The following is a 15726-nucleotide window of genomic DNA, read 5'->3' on the forward strand; positions in this document are numbered from 1 at the left end:
CTCAAACGAGCGGCGTGACCAGCGTGTCGAGGCCGAGCAGCGCCTTGCCGTACACCTCCAGCGAGACCTGCGGCAGCGCCACCGCATGCCGGGCGCCGGTATTTGCGTCGCGCCACCAACGCTGCATGGGGCTCGACTCGGCAAAAGAGCCCGCGCCGTGCGCGGTGATCAGCAGATCGAGCGCCTCGGTGATGTGGCGGATCGCCCAAGAGGTATCGCAGCGCATGCGGGCCCGCGCCAGCACGCCGGGGTGCAGGTCGCGCTCGGCCCAGGCGTGGATCTCGTCCGCGCAACGGTACGCGTGCAGGTGCGCGGTTTCCACCTTCATCGCGGCTTCGGCCAACTGCATCTGGAAGGCCACGGAGTCGGACTGCTTCGCGTAGACCGTGTAGGTGATGGCGCGTTTGTCGGCGTGCGAGCGCACGTGCTCCAGCGCGGCGCGGCCCATGCCGAGTTGCGGGCCGGCCAGGATCAGCGCTGCCATCGGCACGAAGGCCGAGCGGTACAGCGGCTCGGCCGCCTTGTGCTCGCTCGCGTACTCGCCCGCGAGCAGGCGCGGCACCGAGTGCATGCGGTGATTGGGCACGAACACGTTCTCGGCCACCAGGCAGTTGCTGCCGCTGCCGCGCATGCCCACCGTGTGCCAGGTGTCCTCGATGCGCAGGTCCGACATCGGGATGTAGGCCAGGAACTGCTCGATCACGTTGCCCTGGGCATCGTGCTCCGCGAGGCCCACCAGGCCCCAGTCGGCATGCAGGCAGCCCGAGGCGTAGTACCACTTGCCGGAGACGACCATGCCGCCTTCGACGTCCGTGCGCTCTGTCTGCATGCTAGGCGTGAAGACGCCGGCCACCCGCGCCGCGGGGTTGCGCCCGAAGATCTCATCCTGCGTGCGGCCCGGCAGCAGGGCCGCGAACCAGCCGCAGATGCCGATGAGGTTGACCACCCAGGCGGTCGACGGGCAGGCCTCGGCGATTGCCGCGGTCACGTCCAGGTGCGCGGCCACCGGCAGTTCGAAGCCGCCATAGCGCTTGGGCAGCAGAGCGCGGAAGAGGCCGGCGGCCTCCACCGCGCGGATGTTCTCATCGGGCACGCGGCGGTCCTTCTCGGTCTGCGCGGCGTTGCGGCGCAGCAGCGGGTGCAGTTCGTGCACGCACTTGACCAGTTCTGCGCGCAGGGCGGCGGTTTCGTTCGTCACGGGCATGAGAGTCTCCTTTCGCTCGCGGGAGCGTTGCTTCGTTCGGGTGGATGGGAAGAGGAAGGAAAGTGCTGCGCTACCAGCCGTCGCCCGGCTGCCAGTGCACATGGGTAGGCGCGGGGTGCATGCGCCGGTAGGCGCCGCCCTGGAAGAGCAGCGGCGGTGCATCGCACCCGCAACGCAGGTGCTCGACTTCGGCGATGTAGAGCAGGTGGTCGCCGGCCGGATGCACGTCGGTCACGCGTGCCGTGAGTTGCGCGAGGCTGTCGGCAATCAGCGGGATGTCGTCGACATGGTCGAACTCGACGTCCAGCGTGTCGTCGCGCCGGCCGCCGAAGTGCGCGCTCAGCGCCTGCTGCGCGTCGCCGAGGATGCTCACGCCGTAGCGGTGCCCGACGTTCACATGCCCGGCGAAGCGCGAACCCTTGCGCACCGACACCAGCACCAGGGCCGGGTCCAGCGAGACCGACAGGAAGGAGTTCGCCGTCATGCCGGCGGCCTCGCCGCCGCAGCGGAAGGTGACGACGGTCACGCCGGACGCCAGCCGGCGCATGGTGGCGCGAAGGGCGGCGGGATAGATGCGGCTGCGGGTCATCGGGGGCTCCTTGTCGGGAATGGCTGCAGTGTCTTCGGCGGCCCGCCATGGCGCCATGCAGACCTTCCATACGTCAGAATGACCAAACGTCACCGTGACGATGCGTCGCGGCTGGCGAGAGCAGGAGACATGCGAATGCCGACAGATCCGAGCGGACCCGTCGCCGCGGGCGCGGCGCAGGATCACCGCGTGTTGACCGCCCAGAAGAAGCGCGAGGAGATGCGCGCGCGGATCCTCGACGCGACCATCCAGGTCTTCGCGCACATCCGCGACGACGCCCCGGTGATCGAGGACGTGGTGCGCGAGGCCGGCATCTCGCGCGGCACCTTCTACAAGCACTTCGACTCGCTCGACCAGGCGCTGGTCGCGGCCGGCGGCGAGGCGCACGAGCGGATGATGCGCGACATCCTCCCGCTCTACGATTTCCTGAAGGAGCCATGGCAGCGCGTGGCGGTGGGCTTCCGCGTGTTCATGGTGCGTGCCTGGCAAGACCCCAAGTGGGCCTTCTTCGTCACGCGGCTGGACACCTGGCAATACGACTCGCGGCTCGGCCAGGCGATTTCGAGCGACCTCCGGCTCGGCCGCGAGCAGGGCTGCTTCACGGTCGATGACGTGACGGTGGCCACCGAGTTCCTGATGGGGGCCTCCGCCAGTGCGATCCACGCCTTCCAGCGTGGCGTGGCCGATCCGCAGGGCTACATGGAAGCGTCGATGCGCATGCTGTTCCGCTCCCTCGCGGCCGACAGCGAATTGGCCGAGCGCGCGATCACGTTCGCGCGCGGGCACATGGCCGAATGGGAGCGCGGCGAACGACGCGCATGGCAGAACCTGTAGACGAGCTAGAAACTGTGCGCGATGCCGAGGTCGTAGCCCATCGCCGAGCGCGGCGCATAGCCGGTCAACGCGGCGAAAGCACCTGTCGGTTGAGGCGGCACGCCGAGCACGGTCGGATTGTTCCGGCCATCGGTGATCCGGGTGTAAGCGCCGGTCACGTACAGGAGCGTGCGCTTCGACAAGTTGTACGTCGCACCCAGCGCGAACTTCGAGGTCGATGCGTCGGGATTGACGAGCCCCGACACATGGGGGTCGTACTTCACATAGCTGTAGCTGCTCTTCAATTGAAGCGCGCCGATCGGAATCGTCGCGGCGACCATCGCGCCGTCGTAGTCGGCGGATGTCGAAGCAGCGGGCCCGGGAAGCGCGTACTTCGAATCGTTGGTGGCACGCGAGAGTTCGCCTGCCAGCTTCAGGAAGCCGAAGTCATACGTGGCCATCAGGTTCACCGTCGTGATCTTGGTGTCCGTCAGCGGCGTGGTGTACGGCATCAATGCGTCGATCGCGGTGCTCACGGCATAGCTGGCAGCGACGTCGAACTTTTGATTTGTGTAGCCGACCCGCCCTCCATAGAACTGGCCACGTTTGGAAGGGCTGTCCGGCTGGGTCGTGGTCTTCGCGTTCTCATGGAAGTTTGCGGTGAGCTGGCCGTAGAAGCCACCCAGGGAGTTCGGTGTGAAGTAGTTGACCGCGTTGTTGATGAAGATGTAATTCGCCGGGCCGCCATTCGGTCCTGCCAGCAGACCGCCGCCGGGCAGGGCGGTGAAGACCGCCAGGCGGGCATTCACCATGCCGATGAGGTTGGCGCCGACGCCGCTGTTCAGGAACGGGTCGACGATCGTGTCGGACCAGAATGTCGGGGAGACATCCCGACCGAGTCGCAGCTCCCCGTACACACCCGCCAGGCTGACCGTCGAACGACGCGAATAGAGCGGCTGGCTGCCGTCGTCGACATTGAGCGATTGCTCGATCCAGAAGTTGGCGGATGTGCCGCCGCCCAGATCTTCCGTGCCGCGGAAGCCCCATCGGCTCGGGACCCAGTTGCCGCTGGTCATCGCGGTCTGGCTCAAGGTGACGGATGGCGGACGCGATGGCGTGAGCGCGCCGACGTTATCGCTCTTCAGCCTGTAGTAGCTCACGGCGGTGTCGATGACGCCGAACAGCGTCATCGACGATTGAGCCGATGCGGCACCTGCGAGGGCCAGGAGTGCGAGCGATACGGAAGTCTTCTTCATCTTTGTTTGTCTCTTGAATCGTTGTTGAAGGAAAACGCGTCCGGGTCCATGCGGTGCCGAAAGAAGCGGCGCGCGCAGACCCGCCTCGCGTTGCTGCGCTGGCAACGCGGGGTGTTGTCTCTGTCGATGGGAATCAGGAGCGCGGGCTCCGTGCGTGCGGCCCTGGGGCCGAGCTTCCTCGCGGTCACTCAGTCCAGGCAGCAGCGCTTCAGATAGGGGGCGCCCGGCTCTGTTTGCTTGCGGTCAAGGTATGGCTCCGACGTCTGGTCTGATGGCTGGCCGCAATGTATGACGCGGCCAGTGCGCAAGCGAGATGGCGAAATGCTGCGGTTGATCTACTTCCGGCATCGCCGCGAAGCGACTCGTCGCAGGCCGGAGCTTCAGCGCGGCAATTCGGCCGCGCACTGCAGCGCAAAGGCCAGCTGCTGCAGCTGCAATGCACGACCTACGCGGTGGAAGTCCACGCAGTGGCCCGTGTTGCGCATCATGGCGGCGTCCACGCGCGGTGCATTGGCGAGCGCCTTGGCAAAGCTGTCGACTTCCTGTTGCCCGCAGATCCAGAGGTGATCGATCTCGGCCTGGCGGTAGTGCACCGGCACCGCGATCCTGCCGAGCACCGAAGGCGCGCTGGAACTCCATGTGCTGACGATGTCCACCAGTTCGTCCTTCGGCGCGCCGGCACCTGCGACACGCGCGGAAATATCGGGCATATCGACATCGAAGCTGCCGGGCGGGCCGAACATGAACTGCGCCTTGGCCTCGGGTGGGATCTCGACGAGGGGAACGTCCGGCAGTTGCTCCCACATGGGCTTGTGCTCGGGCGGCGTGTTCATGCAGACGCCCGAGACCGCCAGGCCGATGATCGGCAGCCCGTCAGGTTCGCTCGCGATGGTCGCGGCGATCGCGCCGCCGATCGAATGCCCGATGAGCACGATGCCGCGCGTGCCCGCGCCGTATCGCTGCCAGGCGTCATGCAGCGCCGCGGTGAGCGCCCTGGCCTGGCCGCGGATGGTGCCTTCTCGCGGCGGCAGGATGGGGCTGCCGCCGTAGCCGGGGCGGTCCGGCGCGACGATCGGGATGTGGCAGGCCGCCGCCTGCGCCATCAGCGACGCGCCCGGCACGTCGAAGTAGGCCGATGTGTAGGTGCCGCCATGAAGCGCGACCACCAACGGCGTGTCGGCCGGCGCGGCCGCGAAGCTGCAGGTCGAAGAAGCGCCGGTACACCGCGCGGTCGGCCACCGAGATGCGCTGCGGAAACTGCGTGCCGAGTTCGCTCCACATCTGGCGCACCGGTGCCGGCATGAAGCGCAGGTTGGGGTCGTTGCGGTAGGCCGGGTCGTCCGCGACCTGCATGGTGCGCAGGCGGATCAGCGTCGGCACCTGCCAGGCGCCGTCGCGGATCAACTCGCCCGCGAGCTCCCTGCACTTCGTCTCGTCGTAGCTGTCGATCACGCGCTGCAGGCTGCGGAACTGCTCGGGCCGGGGCAGCATGGCCGGGTTGGCGATGGCGCGGGCGATCATGGCCTGGGCGGCCGGCGAGGCCGGGCCGACCTGCGGCGGCTCGATGTGCACATGCGAGAACGCCTCGCGGATCGGCGCCTCCTCGCGCGAGCAGCCCAGCAGCATGACTTCCAGCGGGCCCAGGTGCTCGATCGCGTGCATCACCTTGGCTGCCTCGCGCACGTTCACGTCCATGTTCATGTGGCCGGCGTAGGGCAGGCCCTGGGCCTTGGCCTCTTCGCCCGCGGCGTAGAAGTTCCTGTTCGACAGGCCGACCGTCTTGATGAAGTCCGCGCCGTCGGCCTTCTGCCGGCGCACCTCGGCACGCGCGGCATCCGGCGTGGGCGCGAGCGTGTCGGTGAGGATGGTGCCGGGCAGCAAGAGCAGCGCCGGCGAATCCGCGAAGTCCAGGCGGCCTTCGCGCCGCGCGCGCAGCAGCTCGGGCGAGCCCGACATCTGCCGGTAGCCGGTGATGCCGTTGGAGAGCATCAGCTTGAGCGTGGCGCGCGGGTCGGGAGCGTTGAGCGGGTGCGCGTGCATGTCGAGGTAGCCGGGCACCACGAACTTGCCCGAGGCATCGACGCGCTGCGCTGCGCCGGCGGAGGCGATCTGCGGCGCGATGCGCGCGATCTTTCCCTCATGGATGAGCACGCTCATGCGGGGCGACAGGCGGCCGTCCTTCACGTCGACCACCGTCACGCCGTCAAGGATCAGGTCGGCTTGCGCGGCCTTGAGCGATGGCGAGCTGCACAAGGCGAGGGCCATGCAGGCGGCGGGAAAGAGGCGATACGCGGTTCGATTCTTCATGCGATGGACAGGTAGGGGGATGGGTTCAGGCCGCGCCGCGCTTCACACCGCTCTCGCGCATGAAGGTATCGAGCTCGCGGTTGAATTCGTCGGACACCAGTTGGGGAAAGTGATGCGGCGCGGCGATGTCGAGCCTGCGCCCGCCGCCGATCGCGGCCACCGTGTCGCACACGATGTCGAAGGCAGGGCTCCAGCCCGCCGAGATCACCAGCAGCGGCACCCCAGCCTCGCGGACCGCGCGCAGTTGCCGCTCCAGCATGCCCTTGGAAGGCAGCCGCAGCCGCTTGATCGCCTCGCCCATGCGGCGCAGTTCCCCGTCGCTGGAGCCGCCGCGCACTTCGGGCGGGATATTGACCAGCCCGATGAAGCGCCGGATGCGCGCGACCGGGCCGCGGCTGAGAAGCAGCGTGCCGACCATGCGCAGCACGAAGCGCAGCACCGGCGCGCGATTGACCGCCAGTGCGGCCATCGCCGGTTCGATGAGCGTGAGCGAGCGGACCTTGGAAGGATCGCGCGCCGCCGCCGCCAGCGCGACGCAGCCGCCGAACGAATGGCCGACCAGATGCGCGCCATCGCCCATCAGCGACGCCACGAGCGCGCCGTCGAGTTCCGCGTCGTCGGGCCGCCCGGGGTCCGGGCTTCGGCCGTGGCCGGGCCGGTCGGGCACGATGAGCTGCCAGCCGCGTTCCGCGAGGCGCTGCTGCGTCGAGAAGTGGCTGTCGCCGCCGAGTGCGCTGCCCTGCGCGCTGCCGTGCACCAGGATCACCCGGGGGCCGTGCCCGCCCCAGCGGGTCAGGTGCATCGCCGATGGCGAGACCTGCGGGTCGTCGTCGCGCTTCATGCGGCCGGTCCCGCGCGGTGGTCGAGTTCGTGGTGCATTGCCGTCTCCGTCTTCTTCGTGTCCGTTGTCTCGTTCAGTCCGCGGTGATGCCCGCGGCGCTCACCACTTTCTTCCAGCGCGCCATGTCGGACTGGATGAGGCTGCCCAGCTGCGCCGGCGTGCCCGTGCTCACCTGAAGGCCCTGCTGCGCGAGCTCGGCCTTGACCTCGGCGGTGTTCATCACCGCGACGAAGTCGGCGTTCAGCCGTGCCACGAGCTCGGGCGGCGTGCGTGCCGGCGCGAGTACCGCGTACCAGGCATTGACCGCGTCCATGTCCGCGAAGCCCTGCTCGCGGAAGGTCGGTACATCAGGGACCTGGCTGCTGCGCCGCTCGCCCGTGACCGCCAGCAGCCGCACCTTGCCGGCCTGCGCATGCGTGCGCACCGACGGCACGGAAGCGAACATCAAGTCCACGTGGCTGCCCATCAGATCGGTCAGCGCGCCCGAGATGCCCTTGTACGGCACGTGCGTGAACGAGACGCCGTAAGAGGTCTTGAGCAGTTCCATCGCCAGGTGGTGCGGCGTGCCGTTGCCCGGCGTGGCGTAGTTCAGCCGGCCGGGGTTGGCCTTGCCGTAGGCGATGAGTGACTTCATGTCCTTCACCGGCAGGTTCGGGTTGACCGCGAGCGTCAGGTCGGCATCGGCCAGCTTCGCGATGGGCGCGAAATCGCGCAGCGCGTCGTAGGGCAGGCTCCTGTAGATCGCCGGCGTGATGGTGTGCGTGTTGATCGCCATCAGCAGCGTGTAGCCGTCGCCCGGCGCCTTGGCCACGAAGGCGGTGCCGAGGTTGCCGCTGGCGCCGGGCCGGTTGTCCACCACCACGGGCTGGCCCCAGCGTGCCGCGAGGCGGGGGCCGATGATGCGCGCGATGATGTCGCTGCCGCTGCTGGGCGTGAAGGGCACCACCAGCGTGACGGGCCGCGACGGGAAGGTCGAACCCTCGGCGAAGGCAGGCGCCGACGCGCCCATCGCGCAGGCGAGGGCGAGCGGGAGGAGAACGCCCCTCTTCATGCTGCGCTCCTGGCCGGCGCGGGCGACAGCTTCAGCAACCGCTCGGCGTTCCTGTGCGCCACCTTCTCGCGGTCGCTCTCTGCAATGGGAAGGTGCGAGAACCAACGCACCGCCTCCACGTTCGATTCGAACGGATAGTCGACCGAGAACAGGATGTTGTCCCACCCGACCACGCTCGCGGTGCACATCAGCTCGGGCGTGGAGAAGACCCCCGAGGTCGTCACGCTGAAATGGTCGATGAAGGTGTTGCGCACCGACTTCTTCAGGTGCGGCGACTTGGGCGTGAGCCGCCCGTCCGCACGCCACAGCGCGAAGGGCAGCAGCTCGCCCATGTGGCCGATGACCATGCGCAGGCCCGGGAAGCGGTCGAACACGCCCGAGAGAATCAGCCGCAGCACGTGCGTCGCGGTCTCGACCGCATAGCCCCAGGACGCGAAGCCCAGTTGCGGAAAGTCCTTGTAGTAGGCCTCGAACACCTGCGGATGGGGGTTGGACGGGTGCAGGTAGATCGGCACGCCGAGCGCTTCAGCCGCCTCGAAGATCGGCCAGAAGCGTTGCTGGTCGAGGTAGGCGCCGCGCGTGTGGCCGTTGATCATCGCGCCCTTGAAGCCCATGCGCTGCACGGTGCGCTCCAGCTCGGCGGCGGCCGCTTCCGGCGCGCCGGTGGACAAGGTCGCGAACGCGGCGAGGCGCGTGGGATGGCGGGCCACCGCTTCGGCGAGGTAGTCGTTGGCCGCGCGGGCGAGCGCCGCGGCCTGCGCGCCGTCCTCGATCTCCTGCGCGCCGGGCTTGGTGTGCGAGAGCACCTGCAGGTCGATGCCTGCGCGGTCCATCTCGGCGATGCGCATGTCGCCGATCTCGTCGAGGCCGGGCACGCGCGAGGGCGCGAGCAAGGCGCGGTCGGTCTCGTCGTAGGTGGCGAGCAGGCCGTCGTAGAGGAAGTGTTCCTCCAGCGCGATCAGCCGCACGGGCGGCGGCACGTAGACCTGCGTGAGTTGCGGGCTGGGTGTAGTCATGTGGTCTCCTTGGCGTGCGGCTGTTCGTGATTGGTGATGAAGTCCTCCGGCACGGCCGGACCCCAGACATAGAGCGAGTCTTCCGGCGCATGGTCCGCGACCGGCCAGTCGACGTCATGCGCGATGAAGTCGATGTCGAAGGAATACTCGGCGAAGCTGCCCCATGGATCGCGCACGTAGTGGAAGTAGTTGGAGCCGAGCACATGCCGGCCCAGCCCCCAGCCCCGGTCGAAGCCGGCCGCGCGCATCTGCTCCGCGCCGCTGCCCACTTCGTCGATGCTGGCGACGGTCCAGCTGGAATGGTGCAGGCCCGGCGCATGCGACTTGGCGAAGGCCACGAGGTGATGGTCGCTGCCGTGCGCGCCGTGCAGGAAGGCGATGATGTCCTGCGAGCGGTCGGACAGGCGCAGCCCGAGGATCTCGGTGCAGAACCTCAGCATGCGCGGCACGTCGGCGGTGAAGAAGAGCAGGTGCGACAGCGCGCGCGGCCGCACCATGCGGACCTGGCTGCGCGCGGGCGCTGCGCCCTGCCCGGGTGCCGGGCTCGGCCGCGCGGCGGGGCGGCTCTTGGCGCTTGGCGAGACCTTCGGTGCGACCACGAGTTGCAGCGGCGTGCCGTCGGGGTTGCGCAGCCACAGGCCCGCGCCGTCCGACAGCGGATGCGCGGCACAGCCCAGGCTGTGGCGGTCGATGCGGTCGCGAAAGGCCGACACGTCCTCGGCATGGATGCCGTAGCTCAGGTATTCCAGCCGCTTCGGCGCATCGCCCGCGTGCACCGATCCCCAGCAGTGCGGATGGCCCGCGGTGTAGAGATCGAGTCTTTCGCCGACCTGCCGGGGCTCGAGCCCGAAGGCGGTGTAGAAGCGGCGGGCTTCCTCCAGGTCCGGCACCGAGAAGACGAAGCGGTGGACCGAATGCACGCCAATGGCGCCGGCGCGGCGCGGGGTTTCGCTGTTCATCGTGTGGTCCTCCGGGTTCAAGCGGCGCGGCCCGATACGCGGCGCAGCAGCGCCTCGCCATCGGCCGGCCAGGCATGGCCACGCCAGGCCACGTGCTGGTCGGGGCGCACGAGCGTGTAGCGGGTGGGGTAGAGGCTCGCGATGCAGCCCTCGTCGGGCTGCAGCACAGTGAGCGGCAGGCCGCAGGCGGCGGCCGCGGCGCGCGCGGCTTCGAGTTCCGCGTCGGTGCCGCGCTCGGCGGCCATCAGCGTGAAGCCTTGGCCGAAGTGGTCGTACAGCGAGCTTCCGTCGTGCCGCCAGGCATGCGGCGCGAGGCTGCCGGGGCGCGAGCTCGGTACGTAGTTGATGAAGTCCGCCGGCGGCGCGGACGTGCCGTCCGGCACGATCACGGGCGAGTGCTCGTAACGGTAGCCCAGCACCACGCCGAGCGTCATGAATTCGCGCATCTTGCTCGCGCCAATGCGGGCGCCAATCTCGCGCCGCACGGCCTCGCCTGCCTCGCCCGCATCCTCCAGACCGGCGGCGGCCAACTGGTTGCCGAGGATCGCGTGGTTGGCCTCGGCTTCGGCCATCACCCATTCGTGCACCGGGCGGCGCTCGGCCTCGTAGCTCTCCAGCAGCGCGGGGCCGCCCCAGCCCTGCAGCACCGCGGCCAGCTTCCAGCCCAGATCCACGCCGTCGGCCACGCCCATGTTCATGCCATAGCCGCCGAACGGTGGATGCAGGTGGCAGGCATCGCCGGCGAGGAACACGCGCCGGTCGCGGTAGCGGTTGGCGATGAGGCGGCTGGCGACCCATTCGTCGCTGCTGAGCACTTCGTAGGGCAGGTCGATGCCGGTGGCGCGGCGAATCAGCGCGGGCGCTTCCAGGTCGGCCAGGCGCACGCCTTCGGGCACGTGCGTGGGCATGAAGAACCAGGTGTCGCCGCGGTCCATCGGGCCGATCAGGCTGGGGACGTCGCCATTGATCTGCCAGTACATGATGGCCGGGCCGTGCGGATGCGCCTCGGCGAGCCCCGGCGCGCGGAAGACGATGTTGTAGTTGCGCGAAAGGCCGTACCGGCCTTCCATGCGCGCGCCGATCTGCTCGCGCACCGTGCTGCGCGCGCCGTCGGCGCCGACCAGGTAGGCCACGCGCACGGTGCTGTCCTGGTCGCACACCTTGTCGTGCAGCCGGGCGGTCACGCCGTCGGCGTCCTGTTCGAGTCCGCGCAGCTCGCAGTTGAAGCGCAGCTCCACGCCCGGCAGCGACTGGGCATGCGCCCGCATCACTTCCTCGACGGTGTATTGCGGAATCCACTGCGCATGCTCGGAGTAGAGCGGATTGCGACCCGGGGCGCAGTACATCGCGTTCTCGAAGCGCGCCAGCTCGTGGCCCGCGAGCCGGGTGACGAACACCACGTTCGACGGGTACTGGGCGCCCAGGGGCGAGGCCGCGCGCAACTGGTCGGCGATGCCCCAGCGGCGCAGGTGCTCGCGCGTTCGGACGTTGGTGGTCTTGGCGCGCGGCGCATAGCCGACGCGGTCGTTGCGCTCGATCACCAGGCATGGCACGCCGCGATGACCCAGTTCGATCGCCAGTGCCAGTCCCACCGGGCCCGCGCCGACGATCAGCACGGGCAGCGGCGGAGTTGTCTCGTTCATGTCGTATTTCCTCGGCTTCACTTCGCAGATGGAGCGGGATCGTAGAAATGGGCGACTGATCGCCAAAGATGCGGGAAATGCGCGAACGATGCTCAAATCACATCACTGCTGATTGCGTGGCGACTGGCGCGGGTTTGCACCGAGAGACGCGAGTGATTCAAAAACCGAACAATTTGCGCCCCGAAGTGTTTGCAATGAATCGGACGAGATGAAACTCAACACAGTGCGCGACTTCCTGGCGGTCGCCGAGCGCGGCAGCATGCGGGCCGCGGCGCGCCAGCTCAGCCTGGCGCAGCCGGCGATGACGCGCAGCATCCAGGAGCTCGAAAAGGAACTGGGTGTGGAGCTGTTCGAGCGCCGCGCGCGCGGCGTCATGCTCACGCCCATGGGTGAAGTCTTCCTGCGGCGTGCGCAGGCGCTGCGCAGCGAGATGCGCAGGGCGCAGGAGGAGATGGACCAGCTCAAGGGCCTGCGCCATGGCCATCTCCGCATCTGCCTCTCGAGCGGCGCGCACATGGCGCTGCTGCCCAATGCGCTGCGGCCTTTCCGGCAGCGCTTTCCCAACGTCGCGCTCGAAATCATCGACACCGTGTTGCCCCGTGTCGAGCGGGACCTGATCGATGGCACGCTCGATGTCTACATCGGCCCTTCCTACGACGAAGTGGGTGGCGAGCTGGTTTCGGAGCGGCTGTTCGACAACGAGCGCGTCATCCTGGCGCGCAAAGGCCACCCCCTCGCCGGTGCCAGGTCACTGGCCGAACTGGCGGACGCCGAATGGGTCACCACCTCGGTCACGCACCGGGCTGAGGACGAGATCGTCCCCCTGTTCACGCAGCGTGGGCTGCCGGCGCCGAAGATCGTGGTGCAGGGCCATTCGGCGCTCACCTTCTTCTTCATGATCGCGTACTCGGACCTGCTGATGATGCTGCCCATCCAGTGGGAGCGCTCGCCACCCTTCGCGGGGCTGCTCACGCGCATCGATGTGGGCGAGCGGCTGCTGGCGCCGCCGATCTCGATCGTGCGCCGCTCGTCGTTGCCGCTGACGCCGGCAGGCGAGTACTTCTGCGACATGATCCGCCGGGCCGCGCTGCACCGGGACTGAGCTGCCCGCGGGCCCGCCGCGGGCGACGCACCTCTTCAACCCTTCCACCGCTTTCCGCACCTGCCGGAGGGCGCGGCCGCGCGCCGACGTTCCCGCTCGGCGATGCCGAAGGGCTATCGCAGTCGGCATTTCTGCATCTTTTGCGCAGACCTCGGCGCTCCTACGCTTGCGCCCATTCCGACTCGCCATCCGCCGGTCGGCCTCGTCGAGATACCGGGGCAAGGCCCCGCACAAAAAGGAGACACATGCTTGATCTGCGCAAACCGCTGGCCGCGCTCGCGCTCGCCATGGCAGGCAGCTTCGCCGCCGCACCCGCGGCGGCCCAGTCGCCGATCCGCATCGGCTACCTGAGCACGTTCTCGGGCCCGATCGGCTCGCTCGGCCAGGACATGTACGACGGCTTCATGCTCGGCGTGGAGCAGGGCGGCAACAAGCTCGGGGGCGTGCCGGTGGAGATCCTGAAGCAGGACGACCAGTTCAAGCCCGAAGTCGCCAATCAGATCGTCCAGAAGATGATCGAGAAGGACAAGGTGCCCATCATCACCGGCGTGGCCGGCTCGAACGTGATGATGGCCGTGCAGCGCGCCATCGCCGAGAAGGAAGTGTTCCTCATCGGCGCGAACGCCGGCCCTTCGGAACTCGCGGGCGCGCAGTGCTCGCCCTACCGCTTCGTCGCCTCGTGGCAGAACGACAGCTGGGCCGAGGCCGCGGGCAAGTACGCCAACGACAAGGGCTACAAGCGCATGCTGCTCGTGGCGTCCAACTACCAGGCCGGCAAGGACGCGGTGGCCGGCTTCAAGAAGTTCTACACGGGCCAGATCGTCGACGAGATCTATCCCGGCGTGACCCAGCCCGACTTCTCGGCCGAGCTCACCCAGATCGGCGCCGACAAGCCCGATGCGGTGTTCGCCTTCGTGCCCAGCGGCGGCATCAACTTCATCCGCCAGTACCAGCAGGCGGGCCTCCTCAAGACCGTGCCGCTGCTCACCGTGGGGATGGCCGACGGCACCACGCTGCCCGCGCTCAAGGAGTCGGCGCTGGGCATCCAGTCGGTGCACTTCTGGGCGCCCGACACCGACAACCCCGTCAGCCGCCAGTTCGTCGAGGCATTCGAGAAGAAGTACGGACGCATCCCCTCCAACTTCGCGGCGCAGGGCTACGACTCGGCGCTGCTGCTCGACGCGGCCATCGGCCGCGTGAAGGGCGACGTCTCGGACAAGAAGGCCTTCATGGCCGCGCTCAGGCAGGGCAGCGGGAAATCGGTGCGCGGCAGCCTGCGCTTTGCCAACAACAACTTCCCCATCAACGACTGGTACGCCTTCGAGGTCGCCAAGGACGCCAAGGGCCGCGTCAGCCTGAAGACCGTCGCCACGCCGCTGAAGAACTACCAGGACTCCTACCACGCCAAGTGCGCGATGAAGTGACCGCGCCGACCACCGCCATGACCGCCACGATGAACGCACTCCCGCCCCTCGCCGAACCCCGCGTCGAATCCCGCGCCTATCGCCAGTTGATCGCGGGCGAATGGGTCGCGGCCGACGATGGCCGCAGCTTCGACGACTTCGACCCCTACACCGGCGAGCTCTTCGCGCGCATCCCCGCCTCCGGCGCCGCGGACGCGCAGCGCGCCATCGACGCGGCCGAGCGGGCCTTCGCCTCCTGGGCCGCGATGGGCGCGCGGGCGCGCCAGGCGATCTTCCTGAACACCGCGTCGATCCTCGAACGCCGCGCCGACGAAGTGGTGCTGCTGATGGCGCAGGAAACCGGCTGCGCCGCGCCTTTCGCCCGCTTCCAGATCCAGTGGGCGGTGGGCCTGCTGCGGCAGGCGGCCGGCTACCCCTACCTGCCAGGCGGGGAGATCGTCGCGTCGGACACGCCGGGCGTGTTCGCCATGGCGGTGCGCAAGCCCGTGGGCGTGGTGTGCGGCATCTCGCCGTGGAACGGCTCGCTCGCGCTGGGCTTTCGCACCGTGGTCGCACCGCTGGCCTGCGGCAACACGGTGGTGCTCAAGCCTTCGGAAGATGCGCCGGTGTGCGCGGGCCTGCTGATGGGCGAGATCTTCCACGAGGCGGGGTTGCCGCCCGGCGTGCTCAACGTCGTCACGCATGCGCCCGGCGAAGTGGGCCCGGTGGCTGACCGCCTCTTTGAAAGCCCGAACGTCCGCGCCTACAACTTCACTGGCTCGTCCGCCACCGGCGCGATGCTGGCGGAGCGCGCGGGCCGGCACCTCAAGCGCATCGCGCTGGAACTGGGCGGCTACAACCCGATGCTCGTGCTGGCCGATGCCGATCTCGACGACGCGGTGGACACGGCGGTCTTCGCGGCCTTCTTCCACCAGGGCCAGATCTGCATGAACACCCGCAAGATCCTGGTGCACCGTTCGCTGTACGACGCGTTCATCCAGCGCTTCGCGGCGCGGGCGGAGGCCATTCGCGCCGCCGATCCGGCCGATCCCGCCACGCGCATCGGTCCGCTGATCAACGATGCCGCCGTGGCGAAGGTCCAGCGCGCCGTCGATGCCGCCGTCGCAGGCGGCGCCCGGCGGCTGACCGGCGGCGCGCCTCGCGGCCGCTGCTTCGACCCCACCGTGCTCGTGGAGGTGCCGGCCGACGCGCCGATCCACTGCGAGGAAGTCTTCGGCCCGGTCGTGCTGGTCGAGCCCTTCGACGACGAACAGGAGGCGGTGTCACGCGCCAACGCGACCGCCTATGGCCTGTCGGCTTCCATCATGACGGCCGACGTCTGGCGCGGGATCAGCCTCGGCGGGCAGGTGCACGCCGGCATGGTCAACGTCAACGGACCGACCATGGGCGGCGAGCCGCAGATCCCGTTCGGCGGCGTCAAGGACAGCGGCTGGGCGCGCTTTGGCCGCTGGGCGATCGACATGTTCACCGACCTGAACCTGGTGACGGTCAGCCAGGCCAGGCGCCAATACCCGCTGTGAG

General features: G+C 68.8%; 13 protein-coding genes. 4 read left to right on the forward strand and 9 right to left on the reverse strand.

The genetic code is table 11. The features are described 5' to 3' along the window. Window position 1 precedes the first annotated feature (1 nt). Together BLW05_RS18265 and BLW05_RS18270 are read right to left on the reverse strand one after the other, a co-directional pair. Window positions 2-1204, reverse strand: coding sequence for an acyl-CoA dehydrogenase family protein (locus BLW05_RS18265; protein WP_093164796.1), 1203 nt, complete (start codon window positions 1202-1204; stop codon window positions 2-4). Between the two features lie 70 nt (window positions 1205-1274). Further along, window positions 1275-1793, reverse strand: coding sequence for a flavin reductase family protein (locus tag BLW05_RS18270; protein ID WP_093164982.1), 519 nt, complete (start codon window positions 1791-1793; stop codon window positions 1275-1277). A gap of 135 nt (window positions 1794-1928) precedes the next feature. Between BLW05_RS18270 and BLW05_RS18275 the strand changes: the two genes are divergently transcribed. Beyond that, window positions 1929-2627, forward strand: a complete 699-nt coding sequence (locus BLW05_RS18275) for a TetR/AcrR family transcriptional regulator (protein ID WP_177142705.1) — start codon at window positions 1929-1931, stop codon at window positions 2625-2627. 5 nt (window positions 2628-2632) lie between these two features. Here BLW05_RS18275 and BLW05_RS18280 read toward each other — a convergent pair whose 3' ends face one another. From BLW05_RS18280 to BLW05_RS18310, 7 genes are all read right to left on the reverse strand, one after another. Continuing rightward, on the reverse strand, window positions 2633-3862 hold the full coding sequence (locus BLW05_RS18280) for a porin (RefSeq protein WP_093164799.1): 1230 nt from the start codon (window positions 3860-3862) through the stop codon (window positions 2633-2635). A gap of 380 nt (window positions 3863-4242) precedes the next feature. Then, entirely contained in the window at window positions 4243-5028 is a 786-nt protein-coding gene (locus BLW05_RS18285; RefSeq protein WP_371126949.1) for an alpha/beta hydrolase, read from the reverse strand. Between the two features lie 1166 nt (window positions 5029-6194). Beyond that, window positions 6195-7010 carry an alpha/beta fold hydrolase gene (locus BLW05_RS18290; RefSeq protein ID WP_093164802.1) on the reverse strand — a complete coding sequence of 272 codons (816 nt, stop codon included), beginning with the start codon at window positions 7008-7010 and terminating at the stop codon, window positions 6195-6197. A gap of 73 nt (window positions 7011-7083) precedes the next feature. After that, the gene (locus BLW05_RS18295; RefSeq protein WP_093164804.1) at window positions 7084-8061 is read right to left on the reverse strand and encodes a Bug family tripartite tricarboxylate transporter substrate binding protein; all 978 of its coding nucleotides are present in this window, start codon (window positions 8059-8061) and stop codon (window positions 7084-7086) included. Next, a complete protein-coding gene (locus BLW05_RS18300) occupies window positions 8058-9077 on the reverse strand; it encodes an amidohydrolase family protein (protein WP_093164806.1) in 1020 nt (339 codons plus the stop codon). The genes BLW05_RS18295 and BLW05_RS18300 overlap by 4 nt, the downstream gene beginning before the upstream one ends. After that, entirely contained in the window at window positions 9074-10036 is a 963-nt protein-coding gene (locus BLW05_RS18305; protein WP_093164807.1) for a VOC family protein, read from the reverse strand. The genes BLW05_RS18300 and BLW05_RS18305 overlap by 4 nt, the downstream gene beginning before the upstream one ends. Window positions 10037-10053: 17 nt before the next feature. Further along, window positions 10054-11679, reverse strand: a complete 1626-nt coding sequence (locus BLW05_RS18310; protein WP_093164809.1) for an FAD-dependent monooxygenase — start codon at window positions 11677-11679, stop codon at window positions 10054-10056. A gap of 208 nt (window positions 11680-11887) precedes the next feature. Between BLW05_RS18310 and BLW05_RS18315 the strand changes: the two genes are divergently transcribed. From BLW05_RS18315 to BLW05_RS18325, 3 genes are all read left to right on the forward strand, one after another. After that, window positions 11888-12781: a LysR family transcriptional regulator gene (locus BLW05_RS18315; protein WP_093164810.1), complete on the forward strand. Its 894-nt coding sequence runs from the start codon at window positions 11888-11890 to the stop codon at window positions 12779-12781. A 245-nt stretch (window positions 12782-13026) separates the two neighbouring features. Continuing rightward, window positions 13027-14205, forward strand: coding sequence for an ABC transporter substrate-binding protein (locus BLW05_RS18320; RefSeq protein ID WP_093164812.1), 1179 nt, complete (start codon window positions 13027-13029; stop codon window positions 14203-14205). 29 nt (window positions 14206-14234) lie between these two features. Further along, window positions 14235-15725, forward strand: a complete 1491-nt coding sequence (locus tag BLW05_RS18325; protein ID WP_093164983.1) for an aldehyde dehydrogenase family protein — start codon at window positions 14235-14237, stop codon at window positions 15723-15725. The last annotated feature ends 1 nt before the right edge of the window (window position 15726 follow it).

The sequence above is a fragment of the Variovorax sp. YR216 genome, assembly GCF_900107745.1.
Lineage (GTDB): Bacteria > Pseudomonadota > Gammaproteobacteria > Burkholderiales > Burkholderiaceae_C > Variovorax.

Bases quoted from the DNA above. Each gene is read 5' to 3' on its own strand.
- BLW05_RS18270 (WP_093164982.1), bottom strand. From the start codon at position 1,793: ATGACCCGCAGCCGCATCTATCCCGCCGCCCTTCGCGCCACCATGCGC.
- BLW05_RS18310 (WP_093164809.1), bottom strand. From the start codon at position 11,679: ATGAACGAGACAACTCCGCCGCTGCCCGTGCTGATCGTCGGCGCGGGC.
- BLW05_RS18265 (WP_093164796.1), bottom strand. From the start codon at position 1,204: ATGCCCGTGACGAACGAAACCGCCGCCCTGCGCGCAGAACTGGTCAAG.
- BLW05_RS18315 (WP_093164810.1), top strand. From the start codon at position 11,888: ATGAAACTCAACACAGTGCGCGACTTCCTGGCGGTCGCCGAGCGCGGC.
- BLW05_RS18280 (WP_093164799.1), bottom strand. From the start codon at position 3,862: ATGAAGAAGACTTCCGTATCGCTCGCACTCCTGGCCCTCGCAGGTGCC.
- BLW05_RS18320 (WP_093164812.1), top strand. From the start codon at position 13,027: ATGCTTGATCTGCGCAAACCGCTGGCCGCGCTCGCGCTCGCCATGGCA.
- BLW05_RS18290 (WP_093164802.1), bottom strand. From the start codon at position 7,010: ATGAAGCGCGACGACGACCCGCAGGTCTCGCCATCGGCGATGCACCTG.
- BLW05_RS18300 (WP_093164806.1), bottom strand. From the start codon at position 9,077: ATGACTACACCCAGCCCGCAACTCACGCAGGTCTACGTGCCGCCGCCC.
- BLW05_RS18295 (WP_093164804.1), bottom strand. From the start codon at position 8,061: ATGAAGAGGGGCGTTCTCCTCCCGCTCGCCCTCGCCTGCGCGATGGGC.
- BLW05_RS18325 (WP_093164983.1), top strand. From the start codon at position 14,235: ATGAACGCACTCCCGCCCCTCGCCGAACCCCGCGTCGAATCCCGCGCC.
- BLW05_RS18275 (WP_177142705.1), top strand. From the start codon at position 1,929: ATGCCGACAGATCCGAGCGGACCCGTCGCCGCGGGCGCGGCGCAGGAT.
- BLW05_RS18305 (WP_093164807.1), bottom strand. From the start codon at position 10,036: ATGAACAGCGAAACCCCGCGCCGCGCCGGCGCCATTGGCGTGCATTCG.